Origin of the sequence: Planococcus ruber, assembly GCF_022819085.1 — a bacterium.
Lineage (GTDB): Bacteria > Bacillota > Bacilli > Bacillales_A > Planococcaceae > Planococcus > Planococcus ruber.
The window spans coordinates 243,857-256,196 of the sequence record NZ_JALHAG010000004.1 but is presented as its reverse complement, the minus strand read 5'-3'; the positions used below and the strand labels follow the sequence as shown (position 1 = coordinate 256,196).

The 12,340-nt window shown below is 50.1% G+C and carries 9 protein-coding genes, 1 other RNA gene and 2 other annotated features (1 of these 12 only partly in view); of the genes, 1 reads left to right on the top strand and 9 read right to left on the bottom strand.

Features of this window, described 5'->3' with window-relative positions; all coding sequences use genetic code 11:
• Positions 1-4 precede the first annotated feature (4 nt).
• Positions 5-211: a binding site (T-box leader), on the bottom strand.
• A gap of 194 nt (positions 212-405) precedes the next feature.
• Genes recD2 through cymR form a run of 5 tightly spaced genes read right to left on the bottom strand, consistent with a single transcriptional unit; the run spans position 406 to position 6,279 of the window.
• Entirely contained in the window at positions 406-2,886 is a 2,481-nt protein-coding gene (recD2, locus tag MTR82_RS09140) for an SF1B family DNA helicase RecD2 (protein ID WP_246808787.1), read from the bottom strand.
• 25 nt (positions 2,887-2,911) lie between these two features.
• A complete protein-coding gene (locus MTR82_RS09135; protein WP_246808786.1) occupies positions 2,912-3,571 on the bottom strand; it encodes a tetratricopeptide repeat protein in 660 nt (219 codons plus the stop codon).
• A gap of 14 nt (positions 3,572-3,585) precedes the next feature.
• The gene (mnmA, locus tag MTR82_RS09130) at positions 3,586-4,701 is read right to left on the bottom strand and encodes a tRNA 2-thiouridine(34) synthase MnmA (protein WP_246808785.1); all 1,116 of its coding nucleotides are present in this window, start codon (positions 4,699-4,701) and stop codon (positions 3,586-3,588) included.
• Positions 4,702-4,715: 14 nt separating this feature from the next.
• On the bottom strand, positions 4,716-5,849 hold the full coding sequence (locus MTR82_RS09125) for a cysteine desulfurase family protein (RefSeq protein WP_052651837.1): 1,134 nt from the start codon (positions 5,847-5,849) through the stop codon (positions 4,716-4,718).
• 13 nt (positions 5,850-5,862) lie between these two features.
• Positions 5,863-6,279 carry a cysteine metabolism transcriptional regulator CymR gene (cymR, locus tag MTR82_RS09120; RefSeq protein ID WP_246808784.1) on the bottom strand — a complete coding sequence of 139 codons (417 nt, stop codon included), beginning with the start codon at positions 6,277-6,279 and terminating at the stop codon, positions 5,863-5,865.
• A 133-nt stretch (positions 6,280-6,412) separates the two neighbouring features.
• On the opposite strand from cymR, the gene MTR82_RS09115 reads away from it, so the two are divergent.
• Positions 6,413-7,702, top strand: coding sequence for a replication-associated recombination protein A (locus MTR82_RS09115; RefSeq protein ID WP_246808783.1), 1,290 nt, complete (start codon positions 6,413-6,415; stop codon positions 7,700-7,702).
• 189 nt (positions 7,703-7,891) lie between these two features.
• On the opposite strand, the gene MTR82_RS09110 is transcribed toward MTR82_RS09115, so the two are convergent.
• The 4 genes from MTR82_RS09110 to hisS all read right to left on the bottom strand — a co-directional run bounded on the left by MTR82_RS09110 (position 7,892) and on the right by hisS (position 12,232).
• Entirely contained in the window at positions 7,892-8,656 is a 765-nt protein-coding gene (locus MTR82_RS09110; RefSeq protein WP_052651840.1) for a tRNA threonylcarbamoyladenosine dehydratase, read from the bottom strand.
• A 277-nt stretch (positions 8,657-8,933) separates the two neighbouring features.
• Positions 8,934-9,118, bottom strand: a non-coding RNA gene (gene ssrS, locus MTR82_RS09105) — 6S RNA.
• 45 nt (positions 9,119-9,163) lie between these two features.
• On the bottom strand, positions 9,164-10,948 hold the full coding sequence (gene aspS / locus MTR82_RS09100) for an aspartate--tRNA ligase (protein ID WP_246808782.1): 1,785 nt from the start codon (positions 10,946-10,948) through the stop codon (positions 9,164-9,166).
• Between the two features lie 3 nt (positions 10,949-10,951).
• Positions 10,952-12,232: a histidine--tRNA ligase gene (gene hisS / locus MTR82_RS09095; protein WP_246808781.1), complete on the bottom strand. Its 1,281-nt coding sequence runs from the start codon at positions 12,230-12,232 to the stop codon at positions 10,952-10,954.
• Between the two features lie 53 nt (positions 12,233-12,285).
• Positions 12,286-12,340, bottom strand: a binding site (T-box leader) (it continues 188 nt past the right edge of the window).

Sequence of the window (12,340 nt, the reverse complement as noted above, 5' to 3'; positions counted from 1 at the left end):
TTGCGCAAGGGACGAAGGCTTTAATTCGCGGTACCACCCTAATTACACGGAAAACATCCGTGTCTCTCATTATGCCTTAACGCGGCGTGACGGCAGGGATTAGCTGCACTCCGGAGTAGCTTTCTAAAATCGCATGCGGAAGGTTCTTTCAGCCTCGGGAACCTTTTTCTGTACAGCTGCCAAATTATACTGTCTCCATCAATGTGTTGGTTGCTATAAATTGAATTATATAGAAAAAGGTTTCGCTGTGTCAATAGGAGCGATTAGCCGCATCATTTTGATATACGCCCAGTAATGGCAGAAATACGCTCGGTTAAAGTGAAAATACGCTCAGTTATCCATAAAATACGCTCAGCAGCAAAAGAAGCTCGCTTCAAAAAAGCGCCCGCCATAAGCGAGCACTTCCTATACTTCCATAAAATCTTTCGGTGTGATGCCTTCCATGCCGACGAGCGGATGGATGAAATGGACGTTTTCATTTGTGAGGCTTGCCGGCCCTTTTGGTTTAGGCGCAGCCGTTTTGGCTTCGGCCATTTCAGGCTCCGTTTTAGCGGCAGCTACTGTTTCAACCGTTGAAGCTTTTTCAGCCGTCTCCGTTTCTTGGACCGGTTCTTCCGCAGACAATTGCAGCCGCTTCTTCAATGTTGTCATGCGCTGCACATCGTCGGTCCGTTCAACGCCGTAGCGGAACACTTGCGGATCGCCGCAAAGAATCAAAAAGTCTTTGCTGCGGGTGATGCCCGTATACAGAAGATTGCGCCGCAGCATTTTCATATAGCCGCGGACGACCGGCATGATGACCGTCGGAAATTCCGATCCCTGCGCTTTGTGGATCGAACAGCAATACGCAAGCGTCAACTGGTTCAAGTCGCTTCGCTGGTACGTCACTTCGATGCCATCAAATGATGCCACGAGCATATCCTGCTTTTCCACCGTTTCTTTCGCTTTTAAAATTGCAATCACTTCACCCATATCGCCGTTGAACACATTGCTTTCGGGCTGGTTCACTAGCTGCAGAATCTTGTCGCCGATGCGGTACGTGATATCTCCGAAGACGAGTTCTTTCCGCTTGCCGTCGGGATTCGGGTTGACCATTTCCTGGATCATGCGGTTCAAGGCATCAATTCCCGCCGGCCCCCGGTACATCGGTGCCAGCACTTGAATATCTTTGATGGAATGCCCTTTCGACAACGCGCTCTTGACCACTTTCTCGACAACATCCGCAATTTGATCGGCACCGGCTTTAATAAATGACCGGTCAGATGTTTTAGCCGTAATGTCTGCCGGCAATTGGCCTTTTTTCATTTGGTGGGCGAGTTCAATAATGGACGAACCGGAAGTCTGGCGGTAAATGTCTTTTAATTCGACTGTCGGAATCCGTTTTGATTCGAGCAGATCGCGCAGCACTTGTCCTGGGCCGACCGGCGGCAGCTGATCCTGGTCTCCCACGAAAATAATTTGGGCATCGTCCGGCACCGCTTTCAGCAATTGATGCGCTAGCCACGTATCGACCATCGACATTTCATCGATGATGATTAAACGCCCTTCGATTTCTTTTTCCGTCTCTTCTTCTTTTTCCTGGCCGTTAAATCCGAGCAACCGGTGGATCGTCATGGCGGGCAGTTCCGTCGATTCGCTCAGGCGTTTTGCTGCGCGCCCTGTCGGTGCAGCGAGAATGATCGGAAACGGCTCTTTTTTCTTCGCGTAGTCTTTCGGGTCAAGCGACAAGCCGTGAAGCTCCGCATACACTTCGACCAAGCCGCGGACAACGGTCGTCTTCCCGGTGCCGGGGCCGCCGGTCAAAATCATGACCGACGAGTTGATGCTGCCGTCAATCGCCTGGATCTGCGTTTCGGCATAATTTACGCCGAGCCGCTCTTCCGCTTCACCGAGGGCGCGCCGTACTTCGGATGCCGGGAAACGGTCGCGGTTTGCCTGGGAGCCGAGCAGCGTTTCGAGTTTCGTCGCAATGCCGACTTCCGAATAATAGAGCGACGGCAAATAGAGGCGGGTTTCCTCCCCCGCCACTTTGCTTTCTTCATTCAGCTCAATCATCGCTTTTGAAATCGCTTCGATGGAAATTTCATCTCGCTGGCTCGATTCCAGCATTTCTTTGACGAGCGGAATCAGCGTTTTCGCATCCATGTAGACGTGCCCTTCCGACAGCGACGCCTGGTTCAATAAATGCAGGATCGATGCTTTGATGCGGTCCGGGTGAGCGCCGGTGATGCCGAGTTTCGCACCCAGTTCATCCGCCCGCTGAAAACCGATGCCTTCGATTTCTTCGATCAGCCGGAACGGGTTTTTCGTCAGGACGTCAATCGTTTCTTCACGGTACGCCTGATAAATCCGCATGCCGACTTGCGGGCCGAAGCCCCAGTCGTTCAATTGGATCATCACGCGCTCCAAACCGAGATTCATCTGCAGCGTGGAGCGGATCGTCTCTTTCTTCTCATCGGAAAGGCGCGGTACAACGTCCAGCGCTTCCGGATCTTCCAAAATCTTTTTGATGGCGTCTTTGCCGAGTTTTTTGACGATCGTTTCCGCCGTTTTCCGGCCGATGCCGTTGAACATATCGCTCGATAAATAATGGACGATGCCCTGTTCTGTTTCCGGCACTTCTTTCGTAAACGTCTCCACCTGGAATTGGACGCCGTATTTCGGATGGTTTTTCACCGAGCCCGTAAAGCGGTACTGCTCTTCCAGCGACAGTTTCGGGAAATAGCCGGATACGATGATTTCTTTTTCAGTATAGGAGGTGTTCGTCTGTTGGATTTTCACTTTCGCGATGGAAAATAAATTCTGGGGATTGTGAAAAATCGAGACGACGGGCCTGCCCAGTACAAATTGCACTTCTTCCTGGAATAAATCGATTTGTCCGGTCATGTCTGTCGTCTCCTTTCTTTCGTGGTTATTGCAGTTTCGTCGCGATCATATCGTAAGCATAACGCGCCATTTCATTTCGTTCATCCAATGTATACGCCTGTTTCAAATGATGTATCGCATCCGCCGTGCGGTCAGTCGACACAGCATACAAGACACCCAAGTTATAATGGGCATCGGCATGGTCCGGCTCCCGTTCCAACACCTGCAAAAATTGCGGTTCTGCCAGGTCAAACAATTCCATTGACGCCAGCGTGATGCCGTAGCTAAGGCGCGCCTGGACGTCTTCCGGATCCAGTTCAACGGCACGCTGAAGATACGGAAGGGCCAATTTCGGCTGTTCCAGCCTTTCGAAGCATTTGCCGATCATGAAGTGGGCATCTGCCCCTTCGAGGCCGTATTGAACGGCTTTTTCGTATAGCTTCAAGGCTTCTTCAAAACGCTCGACATTGAAATAAAGGTTGGCCAACCCGTAGTAAGCGGTAGCCGATGTTTCATCCAGTGTGATCGCTTTTTGGAAAAAGCGTTCAGCGCGTTCAACATCGTCCATCGATGTCAGTACATGGCCGAAATTGATGTAGCCGAGGGCGTTCTCCGGTTCTTCTTCAATCGCTTTCGTGAACGCTTTGATCGCTTCTTCCGTATTGCCTTCTTGCAATGCTTGTATCCCGATTTCATTGTAATTCATATTCGTCTCTCCCATTAACCTACATATTCCAAACGTGCGCCGTTTTTGAACACACGGTCAATTGTACCGCCGCCCAGGCATTCTTCGCCGTCATAAAAAACGACTGCTTGTCCTGGCGTGATCGCGCGGACCGGCTCATCGAATGTGACGATGGCTTCTTCGCCTTTAAATTCCACCGTTACGCCGACATCAGCCTGGCGGTAGCGGAATTTCGCTGTGCATTTCAACGTGCCAACCGGTGCTGTATCGGATGTGAAACTCAAGTTTACCGCAGACAGGCTGTCTGAGAAAAGAGCTTCATGGTTAATATTTTGGCCGACATAAAGAATGTTCTTTTCCAAGTCTTTGCCGATGACGAACCACGGATCTCCGGCGCCGCCGATGCCAAGCCCTTGGCGCTGGCCGATGGTGTAGTACATCAACCCGTCATGCGATCCTTTTTTCACGCCATCAAGCGTCTCCATGGAACCTGGCTGTGCCGGCAAGTATTGGCCAAGGAATTCTTTGAAATTGCGTTCACCGATAAAGCAAATGCCCGTCGAATCTTTTTTCGTTGCTGTTGCCAGTCCTGCTTCAAGTGCGATTTGACGCACTTTCTTTTTTTCCATATGCCCGATCGGGAACATCACTTTCGATAATTGCTCCTGATTCAATTGATTCAGGAAATACGTTTGGTCTTTATTGTTGTCTTTGCCGCGCAGCATTTTCGTTTCGCCGTTTTCCGCGTGCGCGACTTGCGCATAGTGGCCAGTCGCTAAATAATCCGCACCGAGGCTCAGTGCATGCTCAAGAAATGCTTTGAATTTGATTTCCTTGTTGCACATGACGTCCGGATTCGGTGTACGGCCGGCTTTGTATTCTTCGAGGAAATAGGTGAAAACCTTGTCCCAATATTGCTTTTCGAAATTCACGGCGTAATACGGAATGCCGATCTGGTTGCAGACGCGGATGACGTCTTCGTAGTCTTCCGTAGCCGTGCAGACGCCGTTTTCATCGGTATCATCCCAGTTTTTCATGAAGATGCCGATGACGTCATACCCTTGTTCTTTCAATAAATACGCGGCTACCGAGGAGTCGACTCCTCCGGACATGCCGACGACAACGCGTGTATCTTGTGGAGCTTTCGTCATTTTCTATCACCTTTTCATAGCAGCGCTAAACGCTTGCTGATTTGTGCTGTCATTTCTGCAGCTTCTGTTATTTGCTGTTCAGTCAGGCCAATGCCGAAGCTGAACCGGATGGAATTGCGCAATTGCTCGGCTTTTTCACCGAACATCGCCACAAGTACATGTGACGGGTCGATGGAGCCGGCAGTACAGGCCGATCCGCTCGAAGCGGAAATTCCGGCGATATCCAAATTAACGAGGAACGATTCGATATCGATTCCCGGCAGGCTCAAGTTCAAAATATGCGGCATTTGGCTGCCGCCGTTTTCGGAGAACTCAATGCCTTCATCCGTTAAGACATCTTTAAAAATTTGTTTATATCGCGCATAGGCTGCCGCCCGCTCGTCCATCGTCGCGAGCGAAATTTCGACCGCTTTGGCAAATGCGGCAATCGCCGGAACATTTTCTGTTCCCGCACGACGCTTCCGTTCCTGTTCGCCGCCGTAAAAAATTGGCGAAAGCGGCGTGCCTTTTCGCTGATAAAGGAAACCGATGCCTTTTGGGCCGTTGAGTTTATGGGCCGATACAGAAAGAAGATCGACATTCAGCGCTTCTACGTCAATCGGCAAAACGCCATAAGCCTGTACCGCATCCGTATGGAACGTAATTTCTGTCTCTTTTAACAGTTCACCGATTTCCGCAATCGGCTGAACCGATCCGACTTCATTGTTGCCTAGCATGATGGTCACTAGAATTGTATCGTCCCGCAGTGCATTTTTCACGTCTTCTGCTCGGACCAACCCTTTTTCGTCAACCGGTAAGTACGTTACGTCGTAGCCTTCGCGTTCCAATTTCTCGCAGGCATGCAAAACAGCGTGATGTTCAATTTGCGATGTGATGATGTGCTTTCCTTCTTTTTTGGCAGCGGTGCCGAAGATCGCCATATTGTCCGCTTCTGTACCGCCGCTTGTAAAAATGATTTCCGGGTCGTCTGCATGGATGCTTGCAGCAAACATGCGCCGTGCGTCGTCTAGCGTCTTGCGTGCTGCGCGTCCGGTCCCGTGGATGCTTGATGGGTTGCCGAAAACGCTGAGAAGCGCTTCGGAAAAGGTTTCAGCCACTTCCGGATGCATCGGAGAAGTGGCTGCATGGTCTAAATAAATTCGATTCATTTTAACTGTCTCCTTATATATAAAACATATAATTTTCGTTATTGTCGTCTTTTTGGTTGGCAAGGTCGTCGATGCTTGTCGTCTCCAGCACATTTTTCACAGCATCGCGGATTCGGATCCACAATTCGCGCTGCGGCTGGGCTTCGTCTTCGATGCCTTCCACCGGCTGGATCGGGCCTTCCAGCACTTTGATGACGTCTCCGGCGGAAATTTCTTTCGGGTCGCGCGTCAGCATGTAGCCGCCGTATGCGCCTCGAACACTTTTCACCAATCCCGAATTGCGCAAGGGGCCGACAAGCTGCTCCAAATACGCTTCGGATAAATCATATTCTGCCGCAATTTTCCGGAGCGGAATCGGCCCTTCTCCGTATTGTTTGCCTAATGCGATCATAATCGTCAAGCCATAGCGGCCTTTTGTTGAAATTTTCATGCTTACACCTCTGAGTCAGATTCCAATTATTCTTCAAAATAGTATAGCATATTTGTCGGAAATGGACTTGCAATGACTTTTATTTGGCAAAACGATATACTGATAGAACGAATGTACGGAAGGAGTTTTTTCATTGCAGAACGAACCTTTAGCTTTCCGTATGCGTCCGCGCACAATTGATGAAGTGGTCGGCCAGCAAGATGTCATCGGCCCGCATACGGCTTTATATAAAATGATCCAGAATGGCCATATCCCGTCGATGCTGTTGTACGGCGAGCCGGGCATCGGCAAAACCTCGATCGCCCACGCCATCGCCGGCACATCGAAATTGCCGTTCATCGCGCTGAATGCGACGACTTCCGGCAAAAAAGATGTGGAAGACGTGGTAAAAGAATCGCGCATGACTGGAAAAGTCCTCCTGTTCCTGGACGAAATCCACCGATTCAATAAACTCCAGCAAGATGCCCTATTGCCGCATGTCGAAAGCGGCGCGATCGTGTTGATCGGCGCCACGACGGAAAACCCGTTCCATGACGTGAACCCAGCGATCCGTTCCCGCTGCGGGGAAATCAAACAGCTTAAGCGGTTGACGCATGACGATATTGTGAATTTATTGAACACCGCTTTAACCGATCCAAAACGCGGCCTTGGCAATTTAAAGATCCAGATTTCACCGGCACAAGTCGACCGCATCGCAGATGGCACAAACGGCGATGCCCGTAAAGCGCTGACGATGCTCGAGTCGATCATCATCGCATCGGATGAAATCGACGATACGTTCATTGTTGAAGACCAAATGGTCGAGCAGATGATCAAGCGCGTCGGCGTCTTCGGGGACAAAAAAGGCTCGCATTTCTTTAATTTGCTGTCAGCGCTCCAAAAATCGGTCCGCGGCAGCGACGTCAATGCGGCGATGTATTATCTAGCGCACCTATTAGAAAATGGCGACTTGACGGCCGTCACCCGACGTTTGCTCGTCATGGCGTATGAAGACATCGGCCTCGCGAATCCGGAAGTAGGCGGGCATGTGCTCGCAGCCTGCCAGGCGGCCGACCGCCTCGGGTTGCCGGAAGCCCGTATTCCGCTCGCACAAGCCGTCGCCGAGATGTGCTTGTCCGAAAAATCGAATTCCGCTTACCGGGCGATTGACGCGGCAATTTCCGCTATCAATAAAGGCGAGACCGGCGACATCCCGATGCATCTCCGCGACACCCATTACGCCGGAAGCGCAGAACTTGGCCATGGCGGCTACCGGTATCCGCATGACACGCCGCTCGGTTCGTTCGGCGGCTGGGTCGACCAGGATTATTTGCCGAAAGAAGTGCGGAAAGCCGAATATTATAAACCGGTGATTGCCGGAGCTGAGAAAAAGTACGCCGGCATTTACGAAAAGCTGAAATCATTCCGGAAAAATAAAAAATAAACGATCGAAAGCCATTTCCGCTTCTGGAAATGGCTCTTTTTTTGCTTTCATAGGAGAGGGCTGCTTTCGGTTATCGTATTTATTCTTTTATAAGCGGTTTGAAAAATTTACAAACCTTCGAAGTTTTTTATAAACGTTCAGCAATTTTCCGCATAAAAAATCCGGCTCAGCTTTCGAGCCGGATCCTTTTTAGTTATTTCGTACACGGTTGATGTGAATGTTTTTCGTAATGTCGTTGATGACCCAGCTCGCACAGATCAAGCCGACCGTCGACGGCGTAAATGCATTCGAGGATGGCGGCATCTGCGCTTTGCGGATCGGCGCATTCGGCTTTCCTACAGTTTCCACCACGTCTTCGCGGACGATGATTGGACTTTCATCAGAAAAAACGACGGGAATCCCTTTTTTAATGCCGGCTGCACGCAATTTCCGGCGGATGACTTTCGCTAGCGGATCGGTATGCGTTTTCGAGATGTCAGCGATTTGGAAACGCGTCGGGTCTGTTTTATTGGCAGCGCCCATGCTTGAAATGATTTTCACGCCGCGCTTGTAGCATTCCGTCATTAAATGCACTTTATAGATCATTGTATCCGATGCATCGATGACATAATCGGGTTCGTAGCTGAAAAATTCTTCATATGTCTCTTCTGTATAAAACATATGTAAGGAAATCACTTCGCAGTCCGTGTTGATGTCCGCGATGCGGTTTTTCATGACTTCCGCTTTCGACTGGCCGACCGTCGAAAGATTCGCCACCAATTGGCGGTTGACATTCGTAATGTCGACATTGTCTTTATCCACTAAAATGATGCGACCGACGCCGCTGCGTGCGCATGCTTCTGCAGCAAACGATCCGACGCCGCCTACCCCTAAAATGGCCACTGTCGAATTTTTGACGAGGTCCATGCCTTCTTTGCCGATTGCTAGTTCATTTCTTGAAAATTGATGTAACATAATTTCCCTGCCCTTCAAAGTTGATCATTCTACTAGGAATTATACACGAAGAAAAGCGCAAGCGCCCGTGTAGCCCCGACAAGCGCTGGAAGCCTTGCCGATAATGGCGTTCTTTGCCATTGGCGGAAAGGCTGAAGCGACTCGAGGGGCTGGGCGCTGGAGTCTGGACATGAAATACGCCCACTATAAATTCTTCGCACCTTTAAAAAGTACACCTATTCTTCTCAAAATAAAACCCCCCGACAAATTGCCGGAGGGCGGAAATTTAAAATAATAGGAGAATCCCAATCGTGCCGTCCTTGGTGTTGCGCATCGTTTTTGAACCCGCTTCTAGCAGGTGGGTGACCTCTCCACCACTTATAACTTCCCGTTAAGGCATGTTAGCCATGATGAAATTTGGTCTCCCGACGACAAAATGTTGGGTCAAAACTGAATTGCTCGTAACGAACACATCAGGATTCTCTACTAATTGTATGTTAGCACACTCTTTTTATTTGCACAAGAAATTTACTCTGGTTCTTTTTTAGTATTCTGAACATTCAGCAATAGGCTTAAATCATCAAGCTGCGCTTTGGATACTGGACTTGGCGCATCCGTCAGCAAGTCGCTTGCACTCGCTGTTTTCGGGAAGGCGATCGTGTCGCGCAAGTTCGTGCGGCCAGAAAGCAGCATCACCAAACGGTCTAAGCCAAATGCAATGCCTCCGTGCGGCGGCGTGCCGTATTCGAAAGCATCCATCAGGAAGCCGAACTGCGAACGCGCCTCTTCTTCTGTAAAGCCAAGCACGCTGAACATTTTCTCTTGAATGTCGCGGCGATAAATGCGAAGCGATCCTCCGCCAAGTTCATAGCCGTTCAATACTAAATCATAAGCTTGTGCACGGACGTTTTGCGGGTCTGATTCCAATTTATCGATATCTTCCTCAAAAGGCATCGTGAATGGATGGTGCGCTGCAAAATAGCGGCCTTCTTTTTCGTCGTATTCAAATAGCGGCCAGTCGGTGATCCATAGGAATTTGTAGACCGAGTTGTCGATCAAGCCAAGCTCTTTGCCGAATTTCGAACGAAGTGCCCCTAATGTATCCGCCACAACTGCCGAAGAATCCGCGACGAATAATAGAAGGTCTCCTGCTTCCGCTTCAGCGCGCTCCGTCAATGCATCTGCCGCTTCGCCATCAAAGAATTTCGCAATCGGCCCTTTGATGCCGTCTGCTTCCACTTTCAGCCACGCCAAGCCTTTCGCGCCGTAAACCGCCGCAAATGAACCCAGTGCGTCAATGTCTTTGCGTGAATAATGGGCCGCTTGCCCTTTGACGTTGATCAATTTCACTTCGCCGCCGTTTTCAATCGCGCCTGTGAACACTTTGAAAGAAGAATCTTTCACAAGGTCTGAAACATTGACAAGCTCAAGGCCAAAGCGGACATCGGGTTTATCAGATCCGAAACGGTCCATCGCTTCGGTATAGCTCATGCGCTGGAAAGTCGGCTCAATGTCGACGTTTTTCACTTCTTTCATCATTTGCACCATCAAGCGCTCATTCATGCCGATAATGTCTTCCATTGATTGGAAGCTCATTTCCATATCGATTTGGGTGAATTCCGGCTGGCGGTCCGCACGCAAATCTTCATCACGGAAGCAGCGGGCGATCTGGTAATATTTATCGAATCCGGAAACCATCAGCATTTGCTTGAACAGCTGCGGCGACTGCGGAAGCGCATAAAATTCGCCGTCGTGCACGCGGCTCGGCACCAAATAATCGCGGGCGCCTTCCGGTGTGGATTTTGTCAAGATCGGTGTTTCCACTTCCAGGAACCCTTCTGTGTCCAGGAACCTGCGGATCGATTTCGTGATATCCGAACGCATTTTGAAGGTTTCGAACATCGCCGGACGTCTCAAGTCGAGGTAGCGGTATTTCAAACGCAAGTCTTCGCTGACGTCTGTATTGTCTTCAATCGCAAATGGCGGGTTTTTCGCTGCGTTGATGATCGAAGCGTGGTCCACTTGCACTTCCACTTTTCCGGTTTTCATCGCTGCATTCACTTGTCCATCGGCTCTTTCCACAACCAGTCCGTCGATGTGAACGACGAATTCATTGCGCAAGGATTCCCCGATTGCTGCCGCTTCTTCTGAGATTTCAGGGTTGAACACGACTTGGACGATGCCGCTACGGTCGCGTACATCTACGAAGATCAAACCGCCTAAGTCACGGCGTTTTTGTACCCACCCTTTTAACGTTACACGCTGTCCGATAACAGTTTCATTTACTTCACCACAATAATGCGATCTCGACATGTTTTATTCCTCCAATGTTTTTCTATTCTTAATCGTTTCGGCTATTTCAGAGAATAAAAGCTCTTGCTGTTCGCCGGTAGCCATTTCTTTCAAACCGGCTTTGCCGCTTGCCATTTCCGTTTCTCCGATGACGATGACGTAGCTTGCGCCTTTGCGGTCTGCTGATTTCATCTGGGCTTTCAATTTGCGTCCGGTATAATCCATATCGGCCGAAATGCCGTTTGCCCGGAAATCCTTGAGCAAGCTGAACGCTTGTTTCTTCGCGGATTCGTCCATCGCAATCACATACACTTCCAAATTCTGCGACTTTCCGATTTCCACTTTTTCCATTTCCAATGCCAGGAGTAGACGCTCAATGCTCATCGCAAAGCCGATACCCGGCGATTCCGGTCCGCCGAGGTCTTCGACAAGCCCGTTATAGCGTCCGCCTCCGCAAAGCGTCGTGATGGCGCCAAAGCCTTCGGCGTCGCTCATGATTTCAAAAGCGGTGTGATTGTAGTAATCGAGTCCGCGAACCAAGTTCGGGTCGACCACATAGTCAATGCCAAGCTCTTCAAGATACATTTTCACATCATCAAAATATGCTTGCGATTCTTCATTTAAATAATCGGCAAGTGACGGCGCTGTCGCCATCAACGGGTGGTCGCGGTCGACTTTGCAGTCCAGGATGCGCAGCGGATTTTTTTCCAATCGCGTCTGGCAGTCGCTGCAGAATTCATCGATGCGCGGCGCGAAATGCGCCACCAGCGCTTCTTTGTGCGCGAGCCTGCTTTCTGTGTCGCCAAGCGAGTTGATGACTAAGCGCAGCCGCTTCAAACCGACGGAACGGTATAGCTCCATCGCCAATGAAATCACTTCTGCATCGATCGCCGGATCTTTTGAACCGATCGCTTCCACGCCGAACTGCACGAATTGGCGCATGCGGCCTGCTTGCGGGCGTTCATAGCGGAACATCGGGCCCGTATAGAATAATTTGACCGGCTGGTCCGGCAAGCCGAATAGTTTATTTTCCACAAACGACCGGACTACAGAAGCGGTCCCTTCCGGACGAAGCGTCAGACTGCGATTGCCGCGGTCCTGGAAGGTATACATTTCCTTTTGGACGATATCCGTCGTATCGCCGACACCGCGCTGGAATAATTCGGTGTGCTCAAAAACCGGCGTCCGGATTTCCTTGTATTGGTAAAGCCGGCATAGTTCGTTGATTTTCTGTTCGATTTCCTGCCATTTCTCCGATTGGCCAGGCAAAATATCGTATGTGCCACGTGGTGCTTGAATGCTCATTTTCTTCACTCCCTTATTTTTTCCAAACAAAAAAGCCCTCGCCCCTTGCTTACGCAAGGGACGAGAGCTCATTTTCAGCTTCCGCGGTTCCACCCTAGTTGATGCACA